25 protein-coding genes, 1 tRNA gene, 1 other RNA gene and 1 pseudogene are annotated in these 26,473 nt (G+C 37.5%); 20 read left to right on the top strand and 8 right to left on the bottom strand.

The annotated features are described in order from the left end of the window. Positions 1 to 141 precede the first annotated feature (141 nt). Positions 142 to 876, bottom strand: coding sequence for a radical SAM protein (locus AB1410_05585; protein MEW6456169.1), 735 nt, complete (start codon positions 874 to 876; stop codon positions 142 to 144). 163 nt (positions 877 to 1,039) lie between these two features. On the opposite strand from AB1410_05585, the gene AB1410_05580 reads away from it, so the two are divergent. The 9 genes from AB1410_05580 (at position 1,040) to AB1410_05540 (ending at position 6,788) form a co-directional block, all read left to right on the top strand. Further along, a tRNA-Ser gene (locus tag AB1410_05580) sits at positions 1,040 to 1,132 on the top strand. A gap of 18 nt (positions 1,133 to 1,150) precedes the next feature. Next, positions 1,151 to 1,249, top strand: an RNA gene (gene ffs / locus AB1410_05575) — signal recognition particle sRNA small type. A gap of 11 nt (positions 1,250 to 1,260) precedes the next feature. Continuing rightward, positions 1,261 to 2,880 carry a DNA polymerase III subunit gamma/tau gene (gene dnaX, locus AB1410_05570; protein ID MEW6456168.1) on the top strand — a complete coding sequence of 540 codons (1,620 nt, stop codon included), beginning with the start codon at positions 1,261 to 1,263 and terminating at the stop codon, positions 2,878 to 2,880. Next, positions 2,864 to 3,175: a YbaB/EbfC family nucleoid-associated protein gene (locus AB1410_05565; protein ID MEW6456167.1), complete on the top strand. Its 312-nt coding sequence runs from the start codon at positions 2,864 to 2,866 to the stop codon at positions 3,173 to 3,175. The genes dnaX and AB1410_05565 overlap by 17 nt, the downstream gene beginning before the upstream one ends. Continuing rightward, positions 3,168 to 3,770: a recombination mediator RecR gene (gene recR, locus AB1410_05560; protein MEW6456166.1), complete on the top strand. Its 603-nt coding sequence runs from the start codon at positions 3,168 to 3,170 to the stop codon at positions 3,768 to 3,770. Before AB1410_05565 ends, recR begins: the two co-directional genes overlap by 8 nt. A gap of 15 nt (positions 3,771 to 3,785) precedes the next feature. Then, the gene (locus AB1410_05555; GenBank protein ID MEW6456165.1) at positions 3,786 to 4,361 is read left to right on the top strand and encodes a 2-oxoacid:acceptor oxidoreductase family protein; all 576 of its coding nucleotides are present in this window, start codon (positions 3,786 to 3,788) and stop codon (positions 4,359 to 4,361) included. Next, positions 4,358 to 4,654 (top strand): 4Fe-4S dicluster-binding protein, encoded by a 297-nt coding sequence (locus AB1410_05550; protein MEW6456164.1) that lies wholly within the window; start codon positions 4,358 to 4,360, stop codon positions 4,652 to 4,654. Before AB1410_05555 ends, AB1410_05550 begins: the two co-directional genes overlap by 4 nt. Positions 4,655 to 4,666: 12 nt before the next feature. Then, entirely contained in the window at positions 4,667 to 5,848 is a 1,182-nt protein-coding gene (gene porA / locus AB1410_05545; protein ID MEW6456163.1) for a pyruvate ferredoxin oxidoreductase, read from the top strand. Positions 5,849 to 5,861: 13 nt separating this feature from the next. Further along, a complete protein-coding gene (locus tag AB1410_05540) occupies positions 5,862 to 6,788 on the top strand; it encodes a thiamine pyrophosphate-dependent enzyme (GenBank protein MEW6456162.1) in 927 nt (308 codons plus the stop codon). A gap of 163 nt (positions 6,789 to 6,951) precedes the next feature. Here AB1410_05540 and dsbD read toward each other — a convergent pair whose 3' ends face one another. Both dsbD and AB1410_05530 read right to left on the bottom strand, forming a co-directional pair. Beyond that, positions 6,952 to 8,832 carry a protein-disulfide reductase DsbD gene (dsbD, locus tag AB1410_05535; protein MEW6456161.1) on the bottom strand — a complete coding sequence of 627 codons (1,881 nt, stop codon included), beginning with the start codon at positions 8,830 to 8,832 and terminating at the stop codon, positions 6,952 to 6,954. 40 nt (positions 8,833 to 8,872) lie between these two features. Next, a pseudogene (locus tag AB1410_05530) lies at positions 8,873 to 8,980 on the bottom strand (SDR family NAD(P)-dependent oxidoreductase). A gap of 158 nt (positions 8,981 to 9,138) precedes the next feature. Here AB1410_05530 and AB1410_05525 point away from each other — a divergent pair. Beyond that, positions 9,139 to 9,282 carry an acid--CoA ligase gene (locus tag AB1410_05525; GenBank protein ID MEW6456160.1) on the top strand — a complete coding sequence of 48 codons (144 nt, stop codon included), beginning with the start codon at positions 9,139 to 9,141 and terminating at the stop codon, positions 9,280 to 9,282. An 8-nt stretch (positions 9,283 to 9,290) separates the two neighbouring features. On the opposite strand, the gene AB1410_05520 is transcribed toward AB1410_05525, so the two are convergent. Continuing rightward, positions 9,291 to 11,318, bottom strand: coding sequence for a VWA domain-containing protein (locus tag AB1410_05520; GenBank protein MEW6456159.1), 2,028 nt, complete (start codon positions 11,316 to 11,318; stop codon positions 9,291 to 9,293). A gap of 215 nt (positions 11,319 to 11,533) precedes the next feature. Between AB1410_05520 and AB1410_05515 the strand changes: the two genes are divergently transcribed. The 9 genes from AB1410_05515 to AB1410_05475 all read left to right on the top strand — a co-directional run bounded on the left by AB1410_05515 (position 11,534) and on the right by AB1410_05475 (position 19,327). After that, positions 11,534 to 12,100 (top strand): hypothetical protein, encoded by a 567-nt coding sequence (locus AB1410_05515; GenBank protein ID MEW6456158.1) that lies wholly within the window; start codon positions 11,534 to 11,536, stop codon positions 12,098 to 12,100. A 128-nt stretch (positions 12,101 to 12,228) separates the two neighbouring features. Continuing rightward, positions 12,229 to 13,491, top strand: coding sequence for a CBS domain-containing protein (locus AB1410_05510; GenBank protein ID MEW6456157.1), 1,263 nt, complete (start codon positions 12,229 to 12,231; stop codon positions 13,489 to 13,491). A gap of 321 nt (positions 13,492 to 13,812) precedes the next feature. Next, positions 13,813 to 15,000, top strand: coding sequence for an Nramp family divalent metal transporter (locus tag AB1410_05505; protein MEW6456156.1), 1,188 nt, complete (start codon positions 13,813 to 13,815; stop codon positions 14,998 to 15,000). Positions 15,001 to 15,076: 76 nt separating this feature from the next. Then, the gene (locus AB1410_05500) at positions 15,077 to 15,829 is read left to right on the top strand and encodes a YebC/PmpR family DNA-binding transcriptional regulator (protein MEW6456155.1); all 753 of its coding nucleotides are present in this window, start codon (positions 15,077 to 15,079) and stop codon (positions 15,827 to 15,829) included. Positions 15,830 to 15,838: 9 nt separating this feature from the next. Continuing rightward, entirely contained in the window at positions 15,839 to 16,321 is a 483-nt protein-coding gene (ruvC, locus tag AB1410_05495; protein MEW6456154.1) for a crossover junction endodeoxyribonuclease RuvC, read from the top strand. 50 nt (positions 16,322 to 16,371) lie between these two features. Beyond that, positions 16,372 to 16,905 carry a Holliday junction branch migration protein RuvA gene (gene ruvA / locus AB1410_05490; GenBank protein MEW6456153.1) on the top strand — a complete coding sequence of 178 codons (534 nt, stop codon included), beginning with the start codon at positions 16,372 to 16,374 and terminating at the stop codon, positions 16,903 to 16,905. Then, the gene (gene ruvB / locus AB1410_05485; protein MEW6456152.1) at positions 16,902 to 17,912 is read left to right on the top strand and encodes a Holliday junction branch migration DNA helicase RuvB; all 1,011 of its coding nucleotides are present in this window, start codon (positions 16,902 to 16,904) and stop codon (positions 17,910 to 17,912) included. Before ruvA ends, ruvB begins: the two co-directional genes overlap by 4 nt. Positions 17,913 to 17,914: 2 nt before the next feature. Continuing rightward, positions 17,915 to 18,961, top strand: a complete 1,047-nt coding sequence (gene queA / locus AB1410_05480; GenBank protein ID MEW6456151.1) for a tRNA preQ1(34) S-adenosylmethionine ribosyltransferase-isomerase QueA — start codon at positions 17,915 to 17,917, stop codon at positions 18,959 to 18,961. A 9-nt stretch (positions 18,962 to 18,970) separates the two neighbouring features. Continuing rightward, complete coding sequence (locus tag AB1410_05475) at positions 18,971 to 19,327, top strand: hypothetical protein (GenBank protein ID MEW6456150.1); 357 nt, start codon at positions 18,971 to 18,973, stop codon at positions 19,325 to 19,327. A 14-nt stretch (positions 19,328 to 19,341) separates the two neighbouring features. On the opposite strand, the gene AB1410_05470 is transcribed toward AB1410_05475, so the two are convergent. From AB1410_05470 to AB1410_05455, 4 genes are all read right to left on the bottom strand, one after another. After that, positions 19,342 to 19,545: a cold-shock protein gene (locus AB1410_05470; protein ID MEW6456149.1), complete on the bottom strand. Its 204-nt coding sequence runs from the start codon at positions 19,543 to 19,545 to the stop codon at positions 19,342 to 19,344. Positions 19,546 to 19,811: 266 nt separating this feature from the next. Beyond that, positions 19,812 to 21,056 carry a bile acid:sodium symporter family protein gene (locus AB1410_05465; protein MEW6456148.1) on the bottom strand — a complete coding sequence of 415 codons (1,245 nt, stop codon included), beginning with the start codon at positions 21,054 to 21,056 and terminating at the stop codon, positions 19,812 to 19,814. A gap of 39 nt (positions 21,057 to 21,095) precedes the next feature. Continuing rightward, positions 21,096 to 22,157 (bottom strand): DUF362 domain-containing protein, encoded by a 1,062-nt coding sequence (locus AB1410_05460; protein ID MEW6456147.1) that lies wholly within the window; start codon positions 22,155 to 22,157, stop codon positions 21,096 to 21,098. Between the two features lie 285 nt (positions 22,158 to 22,442). Continuing rightward, positions 22,443 to 25,214 (bottom strand): SMP-30/gluconolactonase/LRE family protein, encoded by a 2,772-nt coding sequence (locus AB1410_05455; protein ID MEW6456146.1) that lies wholly within the window; start codon positions 25,212 to 25,214, stop codon positions 22,443 to 22,445. Positions 25,215 to 25,439: 225 nt separating this feature from the next. Between AB1410_05455 and AB1410_05450 the strand changes: the two genes are divergently transcribed. Beyond that, positions 25,440 to 26,468, top strand: a complete 1,029-nt coding sequence (locus tag AB1410_05450; protein MEW6456145.1) for a sugar kinase — start codon at positions 25,440 to 25,442, stop codon at positions 26,466 to 26,468. Positions 26,469 to 26,473: the final 5 nt, after the last annotated feature.

Here is a 26,473-nt window from a genome sequence, read left to right as displayed (position 1 = left end):
ATATTTCTATTCAAAAAATCTAATCTTGATTTTACGCCTTTAAGTTTGTATAATTCTCATAGTTCACCCTATTAGATGTTTGCTATCTAACAGAGTAAAAGTTCTAACATAGTTTGAAAGACACCGCTCAACTTCTTTTTTTCATTTAAAATGGATTCCAGCAGCTCTTAATCTTATTATTGATGTATCGTATGGGTCGCATCGCTCTTCTTCAAGGTAGTCAAAATACTTTACTTCTTTCAGTTTCTCCAGGAGAAAGATTTTTTCATCTCTTTCCATCAAACGAAAATCACTCATTGATGCAACGTGAAAAGGAATTTTATTATCCATTAAATTTTTTATAGCTTTAAAGGGAAGTTCAAAGAATTCTGCTTTAGCTCCAGTGCGTCTTTCAAAGCCCTCTGGATTGCCTGCTTTCAATGAAACTCTTACATGAATATTCTTAAAATCTTTAAGCTCCTCAACATAGCTTCTATCATGCCCAAAGAGGATTCCATTTGTCTCGAGGATGAATAAATATTGGGTGTTTTTTATAAGTTTTAATATTCCCAGGAGATGTTTACGGCATAAAGTGGGCTCACCTCCTGAAATTCTTAATTTAAAGAGGTTTTTCTTTCTTGCATTTCTTATAAGAGTCTCCGATGCCTTTTCTGCTGAATAAAATTCTCCATATTTTTCAGGATATTCTCTGGAAAAATCAACCCAGCAGAAAACACATCTTAAACAGCAACCTGCTGTATAACCAGTTGAAATACCTCCATATACTCCTGTGCAATAAAAATGAGTGTATTTTCTCGAGTCTCCCTTACAGACTATTTCTTCAGTTTTTTCTATGAGATCTACAGGGTCAAATGGAAGAAAGTTCTTTGTAATCATGCGAGGATATTCTTTCATAATAAATATTTAATCGAATTTTTTCTCTTATACAATAAAAATCTTCCTAAATGAAAAATTTAATGAAAATAAATTTAGTAGAAAATATGGAATTAATGAGATATAATTTTTTTTTAATAAAAAAGGGAATCCATAATTGGTTTGTGGAGAGATGTCCGAGGGGCTTAAGGAGCACGCTTGGAAAGCGTGTGTCCTGGTAAAACCGGGACCGTGGGTTCGAATCCCACTCTCTCCGCCAGAAGTATTAATTATACGGGCTTAAGACTCAGGCAATAAAAGCCTTCGAACCCTGTCAGGACCGGGAGGTAGCAGCAGTAAGAAGGATTTTTTATGTGACCTGAAAATCTTAAGCCCGCCAGTAAAAAAATGAGTTATTTAGTTTTAGCAAGAAAATACAGACCAAAGAATTTTGACGAGATAATCGGGCAGCGGCATATAGTTCAGACATTAAAAAACGCAATTAAAATGGAAAAAGTATCCCATGCCTACATTTTTTCAGGAATGAGAGGTATTGGAAAAACCACAACAGCAAGAATACTGGCAAAAGCAATGAACTGTGAAAAAGGGCCTTCGCCTGAACCATGTGTTGAGTGCAACTTTTGCACATCAATTCAGGAAGGAAAATCTATTGACGTGATTGAAATAGATGGCGCCTCTAACAGAGGAATTGATGAAGTAAGGCAACTCAGGGAGGATGTAAAATTTTCTCCTATTTATGCCAGATGGAAGATAATAATAATAGATGAAGTCCATATGCTCACAACCGAGGCTTTCAATGCTCTTTTAAAAACCCTTGAGGAGCCTCCCTCTCATACAATTTTCATTCTTGCAACAACCGAGTTCCATAAAGTTCCTGCAACGATAGTATCCAGGTGTCAGCATTTCGAGTTCAGGAGGATATCCCACAGAGATATTGTTAACCATATAAAATACATTGCAGAACTCGAAGGAGTTGAGGTTTCTCAGTTTTCTCTTAATTTAATTGCTGATGCTGCTGACGGCTCTTTAAGAGATGCTGAAAGCATTTTTGACCAGGCAATAGCTTTTTCAGGAGAGAAGATAAAAGATGAAGATTTAAAGCAGCTTTTAGGAACGATCGAAAAAGAAATTTTATTTTCAGTTTCCTCTTCCTTACATGAGAAAAATGAGGAAAAATTATTTCAAATTGTTCAGGAGTTGATAGATAGAGGACATGATTTGAGATTTTTTTTGAAGGAATTGATTTCTCATTTTAGAAATCTCCTTTTAGTAAAGAAAGCAGGATACTCTGAGGTTCTTTTCACTATGTCATCAGCTGAAGAAGTTGAGATATTGAAGGAAGAAGCAAAAAAATTTTCAGATTTGGATTTAATTCGATATTTAAACATTTTGCAGAAATCAGAAGCAGGGCTAAGATATTCGATTCAACCTCGAATATATCTTGAAACCTTACTTTTAAAAATGGCACAGATTCAAAATCTAACTCCCATAGAAAGAATAATAAGTAGTTATTCTGAGCCTGAGGAAAAAATCGAGAAAAAAGCTGGAGTGGATGTGATAAATGAAAATAACAAAGAAGGGATAAGATTCAAGGAAAAAGCTGAGGACTTTGAAACAAAAAAAGAAGTAAGTAAAGTGAGGTTAGGTCAGATAGAATCGGAAGAATTAATAGAAAAATTTAAAGAAAGACTAAAAAAAGAAAATCTTTCCCTTGTCGCAGCATTTGAGAGTGCTGTAAAACTTGAATTAAAGGGAGGGTCTTTTTATGTTTATTTAAAAAAGGACCATGATTTAACAAAAGAGAGAATTTTAAGACACAAAGTTCTAATCGAAAGAATATTGGAAGAAATTACAGGAATTGAATTAAAATTAAAGATTGAAGAAGTTTTTGTTGAAGAGAGAAAAGAGAAGGTATTAGAAGAGCCTCTGATAAAATTTTTATTAAAGGAGTTAGATGGAGAAGTAATTTCAATAAAAAAAGGAGAAGAAAATGAAAAGTCCTTTTGATTTGAATCAACTGATGAAGAAAGCAAAAGAAATGCAGGAGAAAATGCAGAAAGAGCTTGAAGAAATAAAGGTTGAGGGTTCGAGTGGAGGAGGAATGGTTCAGGTTGAGATGAACGGAAGTAAGCATGTTGTTTCCATAAAGATAGAAAAAGATGTTGTTAATCCAGAAGAAATTGAGATGTTGCAGGATCTCATCGTGGCAGCTATGAACGATGCCTATCAGAAAGTTGAAAAGGAAATATCCTCAAAGTTAGGAGCTTTAGGGTTAAACATTCCAGGACTTTTCAATGTTTGAGTGGGCTAAACCTTTATATAATTTAATAGAGGAACTAAAAAAAATTCCAGGGATAGGTGCTAAAACAGCTCAGAGAATCTCATTTCATTTAATGAAATCTTCGTATGAGGATGTTGAAAGATTATCAAATGCTCTTCTAGAAGTAAGACAAAAATTGTTTAATTGTTCCATTTGCAATAATATTACAGATGTAGATCCCTGTCTTATATGTTCAGATACAAATCGTAACGATGATACAATTTGTGTAGTGGAGGAACCTTATAATGTAGGGACTATAGAAAAAACTGGGATTTTTAAGGGCGGGTATCATGTGTTGATGGGAGCGATTTCTCCAATCCATGGAATAACCCCGGATAAGTTAAAAATAAATGGCTTGGTAAAACGGGTAGAGCAGGGGAAGGTAAAAGAGGTAATAATTGCTACAAATCCAACAGTTGAGGGTGAATCCACTTCTCTTTATTTAATAAAACTTTTAAAGCCTTTCAATATAAAAATTACAAGGCTGGCAATAGGTCTTCCTGTTGGCTCTGATATTGATTTTGCCGACCAGGTTACTATATCCAGAGCCTTGGAGGGAAGATGGGAAATAAAATAAGAAGGAGGTGATCTTATGCAAAATGATATGCTTGAGATTCGCTGGCATGGAAGGGCTGGTCAGGGAGTTGTGACTGCTGCTGAAACCCTTGCTGATATCCTTGCTCCTGAAGGTAAATATGTCCAGGCTTTTCCGAGTTTTGGTGCTGAAAAGAGAGGGGCTCCCATAATGGCATTCAATAGAATAAGCTCAAGAGAGATCAGAGCCCATTATGAAATCTCAAACCCGAAGATAGTTGTTGTAACTGACCCAACCCTTCTTGGACTGGTTGACATTAAAGCAGGGACAGGAGATGCTTCGATAATAATAGTCAATTCAACGATTTCTCCTGAGATAATCAAAGAAAAATTGGCTTTAGCCCCAAGAAAAGTGTATTCCCTCGATGCTTATAAAATTGCGAATGACGAAATTGGACGTCCAATACCAAACATTCCCATGCTTGCAGCTCTGGTAAAAGTTACAGGAATTCTTGACCCACAAAGATTTAAAGAGAGGGTCAAGGTTTCATTGATGAAAAAATTGAATGAGAAAATTGCAGAAGCAAATGTAAGAACGATTGAAAGAGCTTATGGAGAGGTAAGAGGAGAATGACTGAAAAAGGCTGGAAAGAATTGACAATAGGAACAATTAACCTTGAAGCAGGCAATTCTCTTCAGAATTATACAGGAACATTTCGCTCTGGAGAGAAACCTATTTTTAAAGAAGAAACATGTATTCATTGTTTGTTTTGCTGGGTTTTTTGCCCGGATTCAGCAATTATAGTAAAGGATAATAAAGTAAAAGGTATTGATTACAATTATTGTAAGGGATGTGGAATATGCGTAATCGAATGTCCAACCAAACCTAAATCTCTTGAAATGGTTGTAGAAGAGATTTATCTTTAAAAGGAGAAAAAAATGGGAAAAATAATTACATTAAATGGAAATGGTGCAATAGCAGAGGCAATCCGTCAGATAAAGCCAGATGTGGTTGCAGCATATCCAATAACACCTTCAACTGCCATCGTTCAATATGTAGCTCAGTTTGTTGCCGATGGACTTCTTGATTGTGAATTTGTTTGCCCTGAAAGTGAGCATAGTGCAATGAGTATGTGCATTGGAGCAGCAGCTGGAGGAGGTAGAGTAGTCACTGCTACTGCATCTCAGGGATTAGCTTTGATGTGGGAGCTTCTCTACATCGCTGCTGGATTAAGGCTTCCAATACTTGCTGGAATAGCCAGTCGTGCTCTTTCAGCACCGATTAACATTCATGGAGACCACTCAGATTCAATTGGAGCAAGGGATGCTGGATGGATACAAATTTTTTCTGAAAATTCTCAGGAAGCCTATGATAATTTTATTCAGGCTGCAAAAATTTCAGAAGATTTCGATGTAAGGACTCCAGCAATGGTTATGATAGATGGGTTCATAACAAGTCATTCTACTGAAAATGTGATAGTTGAAGATGATAAAGATGTGGAAGAATTTGTTGGTGAGTTTAAACCTTTGTATCCTCTGCTTGATGTTGAGAAACCCGTTACCTTAGGGTCTATTGATTTTACCAATTATTATTTTGAGCATAAAAGAAATCAGATTGAAGGGATAGAGAATTCAAGAAGAGTGATTTTAAAAGTAGCTGATGAATATGAGAGAAAGTTTGGAAGAAAATATGGTTTTTTCGAGTTGTATAAAATTGATGATGCTGAAATTGCAGTTGTATTAATGGGTTCTGCAGCAGGTACAGGAAAAGAAGTTGTTGATGAATTGAGAGAAAAGGGGGAAAAAGCTGGGCTTATTAAAATAAGAGTCTACAGGCCATTCCCATACAGAGAACTTCAGGATGTTTTGAAAAACATCAAAGCAATTGCAGTCTTAGATAGACTCATGTCTCCCGGTGCCTATGGAGCACCCCTTTTCACTGAGGTAAGGTCTGCTGTCTATGATTTAAAAAAGAGGCCAAAGATAATCAATTATATTTATGGCCTTGGGGGTAGAGACATAGCTCCTGACCATTTCAAACAGGTATTTTCAGACCTTGAGAAGCTGAAGTTGAACAGGTATAAAGGCGATGTTGTGAATTATTTGAATTTAAGGGGTTGAAAGGAGATAAAAAATGGTTACATTGAGAGAACTTTCCGCTATTGAAGATGGATTTGTTGCTGGTCATGGTCTTTGCCCGGGGTGTGCAATTCCAGTAATCCTGAGAATTTTATTGAGAGCAACCAATGATCCTGTAATAGTATCTAATGCAACAGGGTGTCTTGAAGTTTGCTCATCCATGTTTCCATTGAATTCCTGGAGAATACCATGGATTCATTCGGCATTTGAAAATACCGCAGCAACAGCAGCAGGGCTTGAATCGATGTACAGAGCATTGGTGAGAAGAGGAAAAATCTCAGGAAATAAAAATATTAAATTTCTTGCCATTGGAGGGGATGGAGGAACTTACGACATAGGATTTCAGGCTCTTTCAGGAGCAATGGAAAGAGGGCACAAAATTCTTTATGTTTGTTACGACAATCAAATTTATGCAAATACCGGTGGTCAGCGTTCCTCAGCAACTCCATTGGGAGCATCAGCAACAACATCACCCGCAGGAACAGCTTCATATGGAAAAGTTCAGTGGAGAAAAGATTTGACGAAAATAATTGCAGCCCACAATGTTGCATATGCAGCCCAGGGAGCTCCTTCCAGGTGGCAGGACCTATACAATAAAGCAAAAAAGGCATTTGAAGCAGATGGGCCTTCATTTTTAAATGTACTTACCGCCTGCCCAACAGAATGGAAGACAGACCCTGATCAAAGTATCAGATTAACCCAACTTGCAGTGGACACCTGTTTCTGGCCTCTCTGGGAATATGATAACGGTAAATACAGAATCACATATTTTCCAAAAGATAAAAAACCAGTATCTGAATGGTTAAAGGTTCAGGGAAGGTTTAAGCATCTTTTCCTGGAAGAGAATCGATATGTACTTGAAGAGATTCAGAAAAGAGTGGATGAGGAGTGGGAAAGATTGAACAAGCTCGTCTCCCCCTAATTCATAAATGCAAAAAATGCAAAAAATTGGGGGTCAGGTCTCATTTTTTGCATTTTTTAAGGGTATTAAGATCGATATTTGACATTTCTTGCCCTGATTTTCAAAGACAGGAAACAACCTGGTGAAAGAGATTGGATTATATATCTCTCAATGCTTAATCGGATTAAAATGAATTTAATATGTGAATAATTCTCTCAGGGGGAATAAAGCCGGATATTCTCTGAACTTCTTTTCCTTCTTTGTCAAAAATAAGTATTGTGGGCATTCCAAAAACATTGTATTTTTTTGTTATATCTCTGGTCCATTCATTTTCCTTTGTAAGGTCGAATTTTAGCATTACAAATTTTTTTAATTGGTTTACAACTTCAGGGTTAGAGAAGGTTTTTACCTCCAGCTCCTTACATGCCAGACACCATTCTGCATAAAAATCTATCAAAACAGGTTTTCCTTCTAATCTTGCTGTATAAAAGGCCTTTTCTTCATCATTGAGTATCCAGTTAATTTTACTATCTTTTTCATTTTCTTTATAAAATCCAGATTCAAAAAAATTTTTGTTAGAAATTGTAAGCCCTAATAAGATATAGAAGATTCCAAATATCAGAAAAAGAATTGAAATTGTTTTTAAAAATTTCTCCTTCAGGGATAAAATCTCAATTCTCTTAAACAGACCTGAAAAAGATGAAAGAATCACCAGGGAAATTCCAATCATAGTAAAAAAAAGTGATTTGGATACAAGAGTTCTTGCAAAATAAAAAGCTCCGCCCAGCATGATTATACCGAAAAGATATTTGATCATTTCCATCCATTCGCCACTTTTTGGAAGGGCTTTTATAAACCCAGAGAAGGTTCCAATCAGAATGAACAAAATTCCAATCCCGGAAGCATAAAAGAATAGAAGCAAAAACCCGAAAATAACATTACCTTTATGAGCTACCCAGGCAAGAAGGGCAACAAGAACAGGTCCTATGCAAGGAGCGCCAATTAATCCAAAAAGTATTCCCATAAAAAAAGCTCCAAAAAATCCCTTTCTTTTCTTTTGCTGTATTTTTTCTGAGATTGAAGAGGGAAGTTTTATTTCGTATAAGCCAAACATACTCAGCGAAAGTAACAGGAATATCAAAGAGGCAGCTATGAGAAATCCAGGCTTCTGGCCTATACTTCCAAAAGCTGTGGAGGATTTTGCGGCTATAATTCCAAGAAAAGAAAATGTCAGAGCCATACCTAATACGAGAAATGTACTCAATGTAAAACCCTTGAATTTACTTTCTGTGCTCCTTGCTCCCACATAGGCAATTATCAATGGAATTAATGGAAAAACACAGGGTGTGAAAGCTGTGAGTATTCCGGAAATAAATGCTAAAAAAATTGAGATTATAGATCCTTTATTCAGTTTCTCCTCAAAAGATTTTTCTATTGATTTTTTTCCAGTTTTTTCATCAACTTTTTTGGTTTTTTCTTCTTCAAATATAGAAGAATTAATGTATGAGAATGGAGTATTTTCAGGAAAAATGGTCATGGTTGCCGAGAAAATTATTTTGTTAGGAAGAAAACATATTTCCTCATCTCCTTCAGTACAAAGCTGAAAATTTGCTTCTCCTTCTATCTTAATTTCTCCTGGGACCGCATCTTTTTTTATTGAAAAGGGAACTATTACCTTTACTTTTCCCCTCAACACCATTGTGTCTTTGTATTTCTCAGGCTCAGGATAGACAGGATTGTCAAATATTAAATTAGGATTTTCTTTTATTCTGACATAGAAAAAGCCCAGGGAAGGGTCTGTAATGTGTAACCCTTCTGGAGCTTTATATATAATTGCAAGTTTTCCGTTGGATCCAGCTGGAAATCTGTCTTTGTCTAAAAAAGTAGAAATTGTTAGTTTTTTTCCTAAATCTTCTTTCTCTTCAGAATGATCCGTAGCGCTTTCTATACTTTTCTTTTCTGAGTCGAATAAAGCTTTGTTAATTGGAGAAGAGGTAATATCAGTTGGAGAAGCACTGAGATGAGAAATGAAAAATAATGTGAGAGAAAATATTATCAACCACATTTCTTCATCCGCCCCCGCATAGAACCGAGCCACCATTAACACTGAATACAACATCTGCTCCTGCTTTAGCGAAGAGTATCACTGTTGAAGCACCGATTCCCCTTGACCCACCTGTAACAATTGCAACTTTTCCACTCAAATCTATCATTATTTTTCTCGAAGCAGAAAATTATAAATTATCTTCAGCATTTAAGTCAAATCACGAAAAGCAGTAAAGGATGAAGAGTGATTACCAAGCGTGACTTCGAAAACATGCTGTGTTTCCCCCTTTTTTGTCCCCTTTTTCTGTCCTCAGTGCAGGGCACGATGAAGCTCATCGCCTTCCTGAGCGACTTCTCTGGAGTCGATAGCATCATCAGCCACCTCAAGCTGACGTTTGCTGCGGAGAGGTCTCCTCTGCCTCTTGTGGTTTATCAAGAAGTTCTGATTGCTGCTAAGACTTCAAAATAGAATGCGAATTATTTTATTATGAGCAGTTTCTTAACTATTGAGGAAGAGATGATTTCCTTTTCTTTGGCCTCAATCTCCATTTCATATTCGCCGGGCCTAAGTTCGGGCAGGCTGATGGCTAATATCAGGATATCTGAACTTTCGTTGATTTCCTTGAAATCGATAATTTCTGCCTCTAAATCAATGGGCTCGCCTTCTTGATGGGATTGAAGTCGAACATTGAACTCAATCTCTGAAGCCAACACTTTAGCTGTGGTCACGGGTAGCACAGCAAGAAGGCTTCGGATACCGGGATCAAGGTCTCTGATGACCAGGCTGTGATTCTTGGGAATGAATTTATAGATATCGTTGAGAGAAATACCCTGTGAACTCTTTTTTTTCTTTTCCGCTGCAATGTTAAAAATCTGGGATTCCTGTCCTTTTGCAAAAAGAAGGGGAGAGGACAGAAGAATGCCTGTGTCTGTTTTCTCCGGGAGAAGAAAGGCGACCTTTCCCAGGGCAGACTGCCCCGTCTCCTTATCAAGGGCAACAATCCGGTATTCATACTCACCAGGGGGAAGGCGAGTCATAAAGTAAGGATATAGAGATTTTTGGGCGTAGGGGATCAGGTCGAATTCCCTCTGTTTTGCCAGGACTACCTCACGGTCCTTATTAAAAATGTAAGAGAAAATATCGACTTTTGCTGGCGGAACTCCTGCTTTCTCATCGACTGATATCTGGGCGAGCAGCACAAGGTTTACCCCCTCTCCAACTGCGATAAAAAGCGGCTCAACGGGAATGTCCAGCGGATTAACTGTGGCCGGTCTTTCCGTAAACAGCAGGTCTGAAAGATGGAGCTGTTTTTCAAAATCTGTAAACTTGGCAAACGGTTTTGTATTGAAATATCCATCTTGAGCCAGAACCTGGAGACTGGGCTTTTTGACTTCAACCTTGATTTGATGGTATTTCTCGTCCCAGCTTTCATTGACATAGTAGCCGAGGACATAAAAATTCCCTGTTAATGCCTGAACATCTCTGGAAATGGCTTCTACATCTTTGACATCGGCAAAATATTTTCCTCCTGAGACCAGGGCCAGCTCCTTTAGAGGGTGGTCTGTCCAGATAAATTTTTCTTTTATCGATAGAGTTAAGACTCCCTTTTCTATCCAGTTCTTGGTGTTAATTGTATAAACCGGGGTGCTTGAACTGGCGAACTCTTTGCCCAGGATGGTGGCACTCGACCCAAGATTCCAGCCGCTGAATAAAACAAGGCTCTTGTTTCCAGGGACATACTTTAAGGCCTGAGCCAGGTCAGACATTCGAGGAACGAAATCCAGCCGCTGAAAACTGCTGGTCCCGGGGACATAGATACTTCGGTCTCCCATGCCGAAAGAGCTCATCACTTCACCCCCGGTATCCTGACCTTTGGATTGGATATCTTTATGTCCAGCTCTATCTGGCACGCTGTCATCAAGTTCCGCCCCAGAGATAAACCCCTTGCTTGGTGGAAGCTCCTTTGTCTTTTCAATGGCTTTGCGGATCTTCTTGTGGTCGGTTGTCAAGTACTGCTGGATGAAGAACCCCCGCATGGGTGAGAAGCCAATTATGCCGACTTCGTCCCCGCTCCGCAGTTGAGTGTCGATGAAGTGGAGGGCAGCATTTTTAGCATTGGCGATGCCTGTAGGATCACTTCCCTGGAGGTCAAGGAAGATGAAGATACGCCGGTTCATGCCTTTGACTGCCTTACCAAGGGTGGATACCTTGCTTGCAGAGCGGACTTCCATTCCTGTTTCAATTATGGTGTGGATTTCAAGGTGGGTTATGGTCTTTAGTTCATTGTTATCATAAAGGATGAAATCCTCCTTCTGGAGGTCGGACACTGGCCGACCATCTTTGTCCAGAACGCGAACCGCCACGAGTTTGATAACCGCAGCAGCATCATACTTGAGAACGCGCTGGGCTTCTTCACCTTTTTTTGTCTGACCCGAAATGAGTGAAAGCGTTAAAATCCCCATAATCGCAACAATGAAAGAATAAATTTTAATAAATTCTCTCACCGCAGCCTCCCTTTTTCTAGGGATAATAAATTGTTTTCATGCTTGCTAATAAAACAACCTTTGATACCCGGATATCTCCTCTCTTATCATTATTGATTAAAATTATAAATTCAGACTAAAGATGGTGTCAAGGTAACCCCTAAAAAATAAGAAGATGGGGAAAGTTGAAAAATGAATAAATTAAATTATAATTTTAGTGAGAAGAATTATTTAAAATGAAAATAATTATTGCCTTTCTTTTACTTTTATTTTGTTTTTTCTGTGCCCCTGTCGTCCATATACAAATTGTTGATGATTACGACAGGCAAAAATACCTGAAAGCTTGTGTTATAGGACAATATGAAGAAATTAACAATATACTCCAGGAAGAATTGAGACAAAAAAATTTTATGATAATAGATAATAAGACACTTATGTCAACATTTATAGAACTGGGCTATAATGTTTTAGAGGAAATTTTTCTAACAGAAGATATAAGAAAGAAAATAAATGAAAAGTTTGAAGTGGATGCTCTATTTATTTATGAAATAGGTGATTTAAAAATTGAGCATTATCCAATTTTTCCGCTCTTTCCATTAGGAGTGTCAGGTAAGACTTCAACCCAAGGAACGCATGTTTTTGCTTCGATTTCAATCAAAATGATGGATGCAAAAGATGGCAGAATATTATGGACAGCTTCAGGGAGCTATAGTTCTAAGAGAGGATTTATTTTTACTTCTGATTATGAGGTAGCCTTAAAAAAAATTATAGACCATATTTTTAAAAGATCTCCATCTCTTTAAGTATTTTCAAGCTTATTTTATCAATTTGCTCATACAACAATTTACCTGTGCTATTTACGGTGTTAAGTCTGACCGATAAACCATTAATTATTATTGACTTAAAATGCATTAAAAATAATAATAGAAAAATGAAATTTGAAGGAGAAATTTTTGTAAGTGAAATTCTCGACAACAAAGTTTTTGACAGGACAGGTGAAAAAGCAGGAAGGGTTTTTGACCTCATCATTGTTCCTGGAGAACTATTTCCTGCGATTGATTCTTTCATTCTGAAATCAAAAGGAAAATTATTTTTAATCCCATATGGAAAAATAAATTTTTTCAATCGGGAGCTTGTATCAGTAAATTTAAAAAAAGAAGAATTCCATGAATTTCACCCTTCAGATACTGAGATCTTCTTAAAAAAAGATATTTTTGATAAACAAATTGTTGATGTAAATGGAGCAAAGCTCGTCAGGGTAAACGATGTTAAAGTCAGAGAGATAAATGGAAAACTTTCTATAATTGCAGTGGATGTTGGATTTAGAGGCATTCTCAGAAGGCTTGGCCTAAAAGGAAAAGGAGGAAAGTTATGGAGTCGATTGGTCAGAGACATTGCATATGATCTTATAAACTGGAGTTTTATTCAAACCTTAGAGCCAAAAATAGATAAATTAGCTCTTTCAGTTCCAAGAGAGAAGATGTCCCAACTCCATCCATCTGACATTGCCGCCCTTCTCAGCCAGCTTCCCTTTGAAAAGCAGAGAGCATTGATAAATTCGATGGAAGTTGAAATTGCAGCAAAGGCAATTCCTGAACTTGAACCTAAACTTCAAATTTCTTTGATTGAAAGCCTTGACAGAAACAAAGCCATTGATATCCTTAAAGAAATGCCTCCTGATGAAGCAGCAGATTTATTGAAAGACCTTGAAGAAGAAGAGGCAGGAGAAATGTTAATGAAGATGGAAAAAGAGGAAGTTGAGGAAATGAAGGAACTTTTAAAACACGAAGATGACACAGCTGGCGGCCTTATGACTACAGAGTTTATTGCTTTAAAACCTTACGTGACAGTTGAAGAAGTGCATAGCTTTTTGAGGTTAACAGCTGCAGATGTGGAAAATATTTACAATCTATATGTTACCGACGAGAAGGATCATCTTTTAGGTTATATGTCTTTAAGGGAATTGTTCATGCATTCTCCTTCCACTATAATACTCCACATAATGAACAGGAAAGCTAAGGCTGTTAGCCCGGATGCTGACAGGAAGAAAGTAGCGCAGATTATGGCTAAATATAATTTATTGTCGCTTCCAGTAGTGGACAAAGAGAAGAGAATAATCGGAATAATAACTTTTGATGATGTCCTGGAATTTTTAATTCCGGTTGAAATTCGAAAGAAAAAGAAATTCGAATGAATTGAAAGCAAGTAAAGTTTTTGTTTTGGTTAATAATTTGAGCAGCAAGGGTGACTTCGAAAACACGCTGTATTTTCCCCAGCGAGGAAAATTACAGCTCGGCACTCATGCTTCGCTCTTCCTCCGACCTTCTGATATTCCAGAAAGTCGGAGGAAACCATGCCCGCTACGCATTCGTGACGGTTTTCTCCGCCACCCTTCCTGCTCAGAAAAGTTAAATTAAATTTTATTACCACAAAACTTTACTTGCTTATACTGAATTTTGAGGAAAAGATTACGTTTAAAGAAAGGTTTCAGAAAATCTTAGTTTTCTTCTCAGTAGTGGGACCTGGGATTATCACTTCAATGGTCGGAAATGATGCAAGTGGAGTTGCTGCCTATTCAGTTGCAGGAGCAGAAAAAGGATATTCGATTCTCTGGATACTTTTCTTCTCTGGGTTTTCCCTCGCAGTGACTCAGGAAATGGCTGCAAGACTGGGAATTGTAAGTGGAAAGGGATTATCAGATTTGATAAGAGAAAACTTTGGAATAAGAATTGCACTTTTTGCTATGACAGTTCATGTAATTACATGTTTAGCAACATCCATCTCAGAATTTGCAGGCATAGCAGCAAGTTTGCAACTTTTTGGAGTCTCGAGATATGCTTCTATCCCAGTTGCACTAATTTTAATCTGGCTTTTGATTGTAAAAGGAAATTATAAAATCGCTGAAAAAGTTTTTTTATTTCTATCTTTATTCTATTTTTCATACATAATTTCTGTATGGTTTATAAAACCTGACTGGGGAAACGTATTAAAAAGTACTTTTATCCCTCAGTTTGAATTCAACTTTGAATATACATATCTTTTAATTGCCCTTGTGGGGACTACAGTAACACCATGGATGCAGTATTATCTTCAATCTTCTGTAGTTGATAAAGGAATTAAGGTTGCCCATTACAAATATGAGAAGGCAGAAGTCTATTTAGGTTCATTCAGCACATGTTTTTTTGCTTTTTTTATAATGGTTGCTTCTGCTTCAACACTTTTTAAAGAAGGAATACATGTAGAGACAGCAGAACAAGCGGCAATGGCTCTAAAACCTCTGGCAGGGCAGTACTGCTTCATATTATTCGGGTTAGGTTTTTTGAATGCTTCTCTTTTGGGAGCAACAATCCTTCCCCTTGCTTCTTCCTATGCAGCTTGCGAATTTTTTGGATGGGAATCCGGTTTGGGTAAAAAACTAAAAGATGCTCCACAATTTTACATGATTTTCACTGCGTCGATTCTTGTTTCCGGGCTGATAATTTTGATTCCAGATTTTCCTCTTATAAGGGTTATGATATTTTCCCAGTCTGTGAATGGAATTCTCCTTCCTGTTATACTGATTCTGATGCTTAAATTGATAAACAATAAGAGAATTATGGGAAATCATGTAAACAATAAAACCCAGAATTTAATCTGTGGAGGGTTAGCATTATTTTTAATATCGATAACCGTAATTCTTCTTTTCCTTACTTTTGTAAAATAATTTAAATAGAAGATAAATTGAAAATGTAATTTTTTTTATGGTAATATTTTTTAGAAAGATATAAAAGGAGAGAAATATGTCAGGTCATTCAAAATGGCATTCTATAAAACATAAAAAAGCGGCTCAGGACGCAAAAAAAGGTAAAATGTTTACAAAAATCATCCGGGAATTAATGGTTGCAGCGAGAATTGGAGGAGGCGATCCGGAAGTTAATTCCAGACTTCGAAAGGCAATACTTGATGCGAGAGCAGTCAACATGCCTTCCGATACTATAAAAAGAGCAATTCAAAAGGGCACTGGTGAAATCGAAGGAGAAAAGTTTGAAGAGTTGGTTTATGAGGGATATGGTCCTGGTGGAGTTGCTGTGTTTGTTGAAGCAATGACTGATAACAGAAATCGGACAGTATCTGAAGTTAGACATCTTTTTTCAAAAAATGGAGGTAACCTGGGTGAATCTGGATGTGTTTCATGGATGTTTTCGAGAAAAGGGTATATAGTTGTTGAGAGAGCAAAAGTTGACGAAGATAAATTGATGGAATTGATCCTGGATAATGGCGCCGAGGATATGAGAGAGGATGGTAGCAATTTTGAGATAATCATTCCACCCGGAAACTATGAAAAAGTATTGAATGCCCTTAAAGAGAATTCGATTGAGATCGCAGCTTCTGAGATAGGATTAATTCCGCAATCTTATGTGAAACTTCAGGGAAAAGAAGCAGAACAGATGTTGAGACTGATTGAAGCCCTTGAAGAACATGATGATGTTCAACATGTGTGGGCAAACTTTGATATCGAAGAAGAAGAAATAAAGAAATATGCAGAGAAGTGATTTTTTTCGATGAGGATAATAGGAATCGACCCGAGTATTAAAAAAACAGGTTATGGAATAATCGATGAGATTGATGGTCAATTCAGCTTGGTCAAGTTTGGGGTCATTAATTCAAAAAAAAAGAATTCATTTCCGGAAAAGTTAAAGGAATTAAAGGAAAATATAGAATCGCTTTTAGACTATTATTCTCCAGATGAGTTAGCGCTGGAAGAAGTATTTTTTTCGAAAAACCAGAAAACCTCCCTTGCTTTGGCCACTGTAAAAGGAGCTATTTATGTAGCAGCAGCATCAAAGAATAAGCCTATATTCGAATATTCCTCAAATAGGATTAAAAAAGCGATAACGGGTTGGGGAAAAGCTCATAAAAGCCAGGTCAAGGAAATGATAAGGAGAATGTTAAACATTAACCCGGAAACATTAATTGATGATGATTCCTCAGATGCTCTTGCAATAGCCATATGTCATGCTAATTCAAAAAAATTTTTAAGATGATTTCTTATCTAAAAGGAACCATAGTCAAAAAAACTCCCCAGGAGGTCGTTGTGGATGTCGGGGGAGTTGGATACAGAGCGTTTATACCTCTTTCGACTTATTTTAAACTCGATGATAAAGGTAAAGAGATTGAATTATTTGTATCTACATATTTAAAAGATGATTCCATAAATTTATTTGGCTTTTTGACAGAAGAGGAAAGATTATTATTTGAGAGGTTGATAAAAATATCAGGGATAGGGCCGAGACTTGCTTTAAACATACTATCAGGTCTTGATCCGGAAGAATTCAGGGAAGTTTTGATGAAGGGAGACACTAAGAGAATTTCTGTTATCCCTGGGGTAGGAAAAAAGACAGCCATGAGATTAATTGTTGAACTTGGAGACAAAATTTCGAAAGAAATGATAAAAAGAGGAGAAGAGGATATAAATTTAAAAGAAGAAGTTTTATCTTCTTTGATAAACCTTGGCTATAAAAGAAAGGATGTTGAAAGATACGTAGAATCTGTTATGCAGGGAGATTTAAAGGAGAAAAATTTTGAGATTATTTTGAGGGAAGCTTTAAAGAGGATTGCAAAAATATGACAAGAATTGCAAATCCGAGACCAACAGAAGAGGATTTAAAGTTTGAGAAAACCATAAGGCCGATGAATTTTTCAGAATTTATCGGTCAGGAAAAAGTCAAGCAAAATCTTAAAGTTTTTGTTGAAGCTGCGATAAAAAGGAGAGAAAGTCTTGATCATGTTCTTCTGTATGGACCTCCAGGTCTTGGAAAAACAAGTCTTTCCTATATAATCGCAAATGAAATGGGAAGGCCATTGAAGGCAACATCAGGCCCTGCTATTGAAAAGCCAGGAGACCTCGCGGCAATCCTCACAAATTTAAAAGATGGAGAGATACTCTTCATAGATGAGATTCATAGGATGCCTTCAATAGTTGAAGAAATACTTTATCCAGCCCTTGAAGATTTTAATCTGGATTTGATAATAGGGCAGGGACCGAACGCAAGGACTTATAAACTTTCCATTCCAAAATTTACGATGATTGGAGCAACAACGAGAGCAGGGTTGATTACCCCAGCTTTAAGGGGAAGGTTTGGAATAATTCACCATCTTGATTTTTATTCTCCAGGGGAGCTTAAAGACATAGTGGAAAGAACTGCGGGAATACTTAACATTAGTGTTGACGATGAGGGAGCGATGGAGATTGCAATGAGGTCAAGAGGAACTCCGAGAATTGCCAACAGGCTGCTCAGAAGGGTGAGAGATTTTGCAGAGATTAAAGCAGATGGGAAAATCACTGCATCGGTTGCCAGAGATGCTCTTGAGATGCTCGAGGTTGACCAGATGGGGTTCGATGAGATAGATAGAAAAATTTTGGACTCAATAATCGATAAGTTCAATGGAGGCCCTGTAGGAGTTGGAACTATTGCTGCTTCAATAAATGAGGAAAAAGACACGATTGAAGAGGTTTATGAGCCGTTTTTGATTCAGGTTGGTTTTTTAATAAGAACTCCGAGGGGAAGGATGGCGACTGAAAAAGCGTTCAAACATTTTGGAAAAGAAATTAAAGCCCATAAAAAATTATTTTAGCCATGGATGTATCCCTTTTTGACTATTATCTACCTAAAGAGCTAATTGTTCAGCATCCATTGGAAAGAAGGGATGAATCCAGGATGATGGTTGTGGATAAGAAAGAGAAAAAATCCTTCTCAAGTTTTTTTAAGAAATTTCCAGAGTTTTTGAGGGGAGGAGATGTTCTTGTGATAAACAATACAAAGGTGATACCAGCAAAAATTTATGGATATAAAAATGGTGACAACAAGCCTTTAGAAATGCTTTTAGTCAGAGAGGTTGATGATGGTGGTTGGGAAATCCTCGTAAAGAATTCAAGGAGATTGAAAGAAGGAGATTTAATAAATTTTTGTTATGATGGACTTAAAGGATTGATAATAGGGGAAAAAAATCAAAAGAAAATCATCAGATTTTCAGAAAGAGGAAAGAAGTTGGAGGAAATTTTAAAAGAAATTGGATTTGCACCACTTCCTCCATACATAAAAAAAAGCCCATTAGAAAGTGTTAATTTAAGAAGTGAAGATTTAATCAGGTATCAATCGATATGGGCAAAAAAAGAAGGTTCAATTGCAACTCCTACTGCTTCCCTTCATTTTACAGAAGGAGTAATTGAAGAGATAAGAAAAAAAGGTGTGGAAATCTTGGAGATTACCCTGAAGATAGGCGAAGGAACATTCAGACCTGTAAGAACAGATGATGTTGATCAGCATGTAATGGAAAGAGAAGAAGCTTACATAGACATAGAAACAGGAGCAAAAATAGAAACTGCAAAAAGGGAAAAGAGGAGAATAGTAGCTGTTGGAACTACAGTAACAAGAGCCCTTGAGTCTGCTTATAAAGAGGGGAAAATTAACACAGGAAGTTTCTTTGCTGATATTTTCATCAGACCTCCTTATGAGTTCAAGATAGCAGATTGTCTTCTGACAAATTTTCATCTTCCAAAATCTACTCTTTTGATGCTTGTATCAGCATTTGCTGGCCTTGAGCTTATCAGGAGTGCATATGAACAGGCAATAAGAGAAAAATACAGATTTTATAGTTATGGTGATTGTATGTTTATTCTATAGGAGATTTAAATGGATGAAATTTATTTGAGAAAGGCAAAAGAAGTCCAGGAAGAAAAAATAAAAGAAATATTAAATCCTTCTGAAAAGCAAGTCTTTAAAGTGACGATATGTTTTAGAAAAGAAAATTCTGAAAATTTCGATAGGGCAGTGGAGTTAGCAAGGAAATCTCCGACTTATTATGAACTGGGTGATGGTAATCTTAAGAAGTATTATGTTTCGTATACCCCAAGAGAAGTTGAGGATTTGTTTGAATTGTTTAATTTGATAAAGGATTTTAAAACGTTAGAAGTCTTGATAGCAAATAAAAGAATTCCTTATGCCGTTGAACTCTGGCTTTTTTTAATGTGGTTTTATCGGATTAAATAAATTACTTATCTATTTTAAGCCTTTGTTACATTCTTTGCTGTTAATCCTTTGGGCCCTTCTACCAATTCAAATTCTACATTCTGGCCCTTATCCAGGGATTTAAATCCATCTCCCTGAATTGCTGAATAATGCACAAAAACTTCTTTTCCATCATCTGTGAAAATAAACCCATAGCCTTTTGTGTTGTTGAACCACTTTACTTTACCTCTTAATTTCACTTAAAAAATCTCCTTTCAAAAAATAAGCTATATATTAATCAAAGTAAAACAACTTTGTCAAATTTATTTTTTAAAAGAAGAGGTCAACCATCTTCTGAACGATATATCAACGACCATCTTAATACTTGATAAAGAATAAATTCTAAATATATAGGGTGAGCAGGAAGGGTGGCGGAGAAACCGAAGGTTCCTGAAAACCGTCACGAATGCTGAGCGGGAATGGGGGGAGCACAAAACTTTACTTACTTCTAAAATTTTTGTTGGAATTATATAGGTTTTCGACGCCACCAGTTAGCCAGCACAGATCCAGAAATGTTCATCCATGGACCAAATATCGCAGGAGCTAACGCTGCCTTTGCGCTCTTCAACACATCCATTGCAATACCTGTCGCCATTCCTCCATTCTGCATTCCCACTTCGAAAGCCACAGTACGGCATGACCTTTCATCTAACTTTGCCGCCTTAGCGCCCCAGTATCCGAGGAAATAACCGACGGAGTTGTGAATAAAAACAGCGAGAAGTAGCTTCATTCCCACGGTTAAAAGGGTATCTCTGGATTGTGCAGTGATAATAGCTATGATAAAACAGATACAAAACATCGAAACTATTGGCAAGGCCTCATAGAACCAATTTTGCGGAACTTTTAATAAAAGGTTAATAATAAGTTTAACTAAAGCAATTATTCCAATCAGAGAAAATCCAAGGATTATTCCATTCTTGAGGGTGGCCAGAGGCCCAAGAAAATTCTCTCGAAAAAAAATTAGCACTATAACAAAAAATATGATGCCGGATGAAATAAGGCCTAACGATTCTACTTTATTTGCCCATTTATTGCTGCTTTGTAGTATCTTGTTAGCAATCAATCCTGCAACAATTGGGACTATAATCATGTTGAATATCGAAAGCATCATTGCTATAAAATCCACTGGTATGAGCTTTCCTCCGAGAGTCTTCATTAAGAAGGGGGTCATAACTGGAGACATAAGTGTCGAACATGAGGTCATTGTAACGGAAAGTGCAACATTGCCACTTGCAAGATATGTCATAACATTAGACGCAACTCCCCCTGAAACTGAACCGACTAAAACAATACCAGCGGCTATTTCAGGCTCAAAACTCAAAAGCGAAGCAATGCTGTAACCCACAATCGGCATCACTGAAAATTGAAGAAATATCCCAATGAAAACAGGCCAAGGCATTATAAGAACCCTTTCAAAATCTTTCACGGTCAGAGTAGTACCCATACCGAACATGATAATCTGAATAAGAGGGACAATAAGAATTTTTAACTCGATTCCAAACCATCTTTCGAATGCAGAAGGATAAAACATAGAAGAGGCAACAAATGCTAACACCCAGATTGTAAAAGCAAAACTTTTAAGAAGCTTGTGTCCCATAAAATAAAAAGCTAAAGATACAAAAAGTGCAACTAAGGGGAATCCCAGCTCAGATTGGCAACCGATGAGAAACATCATTAGAGTGACCAAAGCGCACAAAAAAAATAAATACAAGAATAACCTCATGTAAATTTCTTAGCTTTTTTATAGTGTTTATAATTTATAGAGTTTCGCCATTTCTTCATGAGGCTTAAAATGATAAAGGCACTGTTCCAGCGGTGTGCCAATCACCTTTATCTTTTCGATATCTCCCTGGCCCATCCCTGCTTCTGACATTGCTGAAAGATAAAGAATCCTATTGGGATCAAAGCCCATTATTTTTGTGGCTATGGTGTCTGCTGCCAGAGCATCACAACTGGCAATTGAAACGCGGGAGTCAAAAGGAGTTCCCCAGGCAGGACCATTACCCTCCATAGCCTCAAATCCATCTATTACTGCCAGATCAGGATACACTTCCTGAGCCATATGAAACATGTTAAAATGACAGATATCATTCACAGCTCGAGGACCAGTATGCATCAAACCCTTGTCATTTTTCTTGTAATCATTAAGAGGACAGCCAAGGAGAATGTTTTTTAATGACAATGTAACGAGTACAATATTGTGAGTTTTCATTTGAGCAGCTGAAATAATGTAAAGATTTGGATCTAAAAAAGAGGAGATAATTCTTATTGACACTGGTTGATTTTCTTTTCCTAAAACGTATCGATATTTATAGGAACTCCGATTAAGGTCGACAATCTTCACATTATATTCTTTTTCCAAAGGAAGATACCCATAATTCTTAAAACAATCTGAGGTGTTATGAACGCTTGATTCGCCGATTAATATCTGTTTTTTATAATGAGGCTTAAGAAAATCTAAAGTAGCTCTTATAGCATCTACATGAGTAACAGCAAGGGGATTATCTGCAAGGACAAGATTTGGCTTTATCAAAATTCTTTTGTTGCCGATTGATTTTAAAATTTCATCTTCAATCAACTTTAGTGACCGGTACACGATCTCCCGCCTGTCATTACCTTTAACCAAAGTCACCCGAGCAGGCTTAGTTACTTCTTTGTATAATTGGCTGACTTTGCTTTGCCGATCATCTGTGTCAGCATATTTTTTGTCATGGTAAAAAGATTCTCTTCCAAGAGCAATCATTCCCATTACGCTCAGACCAATTCTTTTAAGAAAATCTCGGCGTTTTAAAATGTCTTTACTTTTTAACATAATCATCTCCTAAAATATAGTAAACCTCGTTAGAAAGTTTTCACTTTCTAACGGGGTAAACGCTAAAAATAAATAGACGTAGGGCAAGGCTTTAGCCTTGCGAAAAGCAACCCCCGAATCAACCCATGAAACAAGTTCAGGGCAAGGTTCGGGGCAGGCTCTAAAGGGTTGCCCTACAAAGAAAAATGTCAACTTATTTATGCCGTTCACTATGATTAATCAGATTCATTTCAACCCATGCCTCAATTCTTTATAGTTGACTCCTTTTTGTATATAGAAGGATGATCAATTCTTAGATGAATGTATTAAACCCTTCACCTTTGTGCGGATCTTGTAAATCTTATCATAACATGTTGCATAAATTGTGTTCATGACGTCATCTCCAAAACAGATGTTGACAGGGTATACGGGGAAGTTAATGATGCCTATAAATTCACCTTTAGAACTAAAAATCTGGAGACCCATATAGGTGGCTACATATAAATTACCAAGCTCATCCACAGTCATACCGTCGGCGCCTGAGCTTTTTCCTTTTCTATCGAGTACTTCTGGTGTAAGGAAAAGTTCTGCAAATTTTCGAGCATTGGACAGAGTACCATCATCACTAATATCATATGCCCAGACAAAGTTATCTTTATTGCTGTCAACATTCCACCATTTTTCATCATCAAAAGTGTTGTTGACATAAAGAGTCTTTCCATCAGGACTCAGAGCAATACCATTCGGCATGGCAAATTCATCAGGTTCTATAACCCTTATAACTTCACCTTTCGGTGTAAGATAATAAACACTCCTACCAGGTTGGTATTTTTCCTTTTGAGGTGTGAACTGAGGATCAGTAAAGTAAATGCCACCTTTTCGATTGATTACAAGGTCATTTGGTCCATCAAAGGGTCTTCCGTTATACATGCTCGCCAAAGTTCTCACGACCTTCCCTTCTTTTGTCATTTCAATCACGTGGTGACCAAACATATCACAGACAGCTAAATTTCCGTTGTCCAGAGGTTTAGTTCCATTTGTCTGCATCTTGCCGTGCGATATATAATGATAGGTACCACCTGGGTCCATCTCAACCAAGGAACTCCTTTTGGGATCACCGTTCCAGTCCTTATCGAAGTACATGCTTGAAAAATAGAGTCTACCGTTTAACCATGAGGGCCCTTCAGTAAAATTAAGCCCAGGACCTTCTTTTCCACCATCAACGACGAGTTCAACCTTTGAATCTTCAGGAATTATGGCATGATAAGCTGAAAGCCTCCTTTCCATTTTTTCTTTATAATCAGGACGAGGCGGCCAGAAAACATCGAGCACATCACAACCAAAAGGCCCAATCCTTCCACCATGGACCATATTTCCTGGCAGAAGAAGAATGTCTCCTTTTTCCATTCTGGTGACTTTATCCATTATAATCTCATCGATCCAGCCACGAAGGACTATCATTAACTGCTCTTCAGGATGGATATGAAGGTCAAAGGTTGAATCGGGGTTCATCTTGATGAAACTCAGCTGGGCACCATTACCTGAGATAAGCCTGGAGTAAGCTCCAGGAGCAAGCTCTGTAAATTGCAAATCATGCAAATCATAAATCTTGTTCGGTTTCACAGATGGCTTTAATGGAAAATTTCCAGTTTGAACTTTTTTGGGTAATCTGGAAGCCCCAGCTTTTTTCATGTAATCAAGACGTACAGGGGAGTATACTTCAACAATTTCTGCACCATCTTTTCCTGCTTTCATAGCATTTTTAGAACCTTTTTCAAGAAAAACAAACTCATTTTTAGGAGTGCCTCCATTTATGCCAGTTGGCTCCTCTCGTTCAAGAGCCTGCATTGTAACAAAGGTTCCACTGATAAGCTGGTCAACTGAACCTTTCATAACTACCATGATACGCTCGCTTGGAAGTCTTTCCACAGGAATCTCTGAGTATGGCTCTAATGTCATCCAGCTTATAAGAATACCCTTTCCCCAGTATATTCGAGTTTTTACACCAGGTGCGATCTCAGTAACAGGCAGTTCATTAATGCTTATCACAACACCTGGCTCAAGGTTCGAAACAACTTTCGATTCAGGAATGTCATTGCGAATTCTACCTTTGATGTTTCGCTCTTTGATAATCTTATCATTTTTAACTTCCCATGCTGTCCTTTGAGATTTTTTCAAGTGATCATGGCGGTTACCGAGGTAGAGCCAAAGCATGTGCTCATCAGTATGATTAATTGAGCAGTGGGGAACTCTATTGTTTGGTGGGATAAGGAATGCTTCTCCTGGCTCCTGCCACAATAGGCGGTTTCCGAAAAATAAAAGGCTCTTTCCCTTAAGCTGCAACCAGATCTCCTCGCATCCTGGACCATGAACATGAGGCTGCGCTATGTCGAATTTATCGATTGATACTACTGCCATGCCCATAGGGTTTGCAAATTTAGGATTTACATCATATAAAAATCCTCTACCTATATGAGCCCAGTGGTATCCAACTCCTGGCTTTGAGTTGTGATAACTTCCAACAGACATTTCTATGTTTGGCTTGAACCCGTTAGGCATCTCCTCAACAACTATAATCATCTCAAGGGGAACTTCATTTGGATTGAAAAACCTGTACTCTAGTCCAGCAGGAATCACTAAAGCAGTACCCTCCTCGAGTTCAGCTTTCTTATTACCACCTTCCACTTGCCCAGTTCCACTCATCACATAGAAAAAGACCTGTTCTTTATCGTGTTTTGTGGGCTGAGTGTTGCATCTGGGCTGGAGAACCGCTCGTTTATAAGCTTTAAGATACTTCAAAACTGCACCTTTTTTAGGAGGATTTAAAGGATCACCAGGGGTAAGGATATCCCTTTCAATCAGACCACCATGTCCCTCATGGGGGAGTGAGTTTCTCCAGTGATTGATGTAAAGATAGACATTAGTGTCAACTTCTGGATGACGGACATTTGATGGAGCATCCTCCCGATATGAAGGCTCTGGTTCCTCAGTTAGTTTCTTCTGGTCTATATTGGCTGAAAACCCGCCTAATCCAATCATTATACTGATTATTGTTACCAAATATAAATATTTTTTCATGCCAACCTCCTTCTTATCATTTTTCCATATTAATTCAAACGCATTAAATGTCATTACATGTAGGGCAAGGCTTTAGCCTTGCATTAAGCAACCTTAAAGGGTTGCCCTACAATTTATTTAATGCGTTTGTATTAGATAATCCATTTTTCAAAAAAACAGAAAAAAAAATTAAAAAAACATGATATTATGAATATGATGAATATGAAGTTTTTAGGAGAATAAATCATGGAAGCAATTGTAACTTTTGGAGAAATATTGCTTAGACTATCGCCTCCAGGAAAAGAAAAGCTTTTTCAATCTCCAGTTTTTCATATTTTCTTCGGAGGAGCAGAGGCGAACGTGGCAGTCTCGCTCTCAAACTTCGGGCATAGTGTTCGATATGTCACAGTTCTTCCCGATAACGAGATTGGAGAATCAGTGGCATCAGAGCTTAAAAAATTTGGCATTGATACCAGGTTTATCGTTAAAAAAGGTAATCGGTTGGGCATCTATTTTACAGAAACCGGTGCCAACCAGAGACCTTCAAAGGTTATTTATGACCGGGAACATTCTTCAATGGCTGAGGCTAAAAGAGGGGATATTGATTGGGAACTCGTTTTTAAGGATGCGAAATGGTTTCATACAACTGGGATAACACCTGCCATCAGCCAGTCAGCAGCTGATTTGACCCTTGAAGCTGTTAATGCAGCAAAATCAAAAGATATTACAGTATCGATTGATTTAAACTACAGAGCAAAACTCTGGAGATATGGGAAATCAGCTCCAGAGGTAATGAAAAATATCGTCAAATATGCGGATATAGGGATTGCCAATGAAGAAGATTGCCAGAAATCCCTGGGAATCGAAGAAGAAATGGATGTATCCGGAAGCAAATTGGACTTATCTTTTTATGAGAGGTTGAGCAAAAAAGTTATAGATATGTATCCAAACCTCGAAAAAATAGCTATTACCTTGAGGGAAAGCCACAGCGCTGACCATAACGGATGGTCAGCTGTTTTACGAAATGAAAAGGAATGCTTGATTGGAACCAAATACGACATCACTGATATCGTTGACCGGATCGGCGGAGGAGATGCTTTTTCAGCCGGCCTAATTCATGGGTTAATCAAATTCGGTAACGATAAAGAAGCACTGGAATTCGCCATCGCAGCATCCTGCCTCAAGCATTCGATTCCCGGCGATTTTAATTTGGCTTCCGAAAAAGAAGTCCTCGCTTTGATGGAAGGCGAAACTTCAGGCAGAGTGCAAAGGTAAAAGAG

The sequence above is a fragment of the Acidobacteriota bacterium genome (assembly GCA_040756905.1).
Classification (GTDB): Bacteria; Acidobacteriota; Aminicenantia; order JBFLYD01; family JBFLYD01; genus JBFLYD01.
Note: the sequence above shows the minus strand (reverse complement) of the source record. Positions and strands in the feature narration are given on the sequence as shown.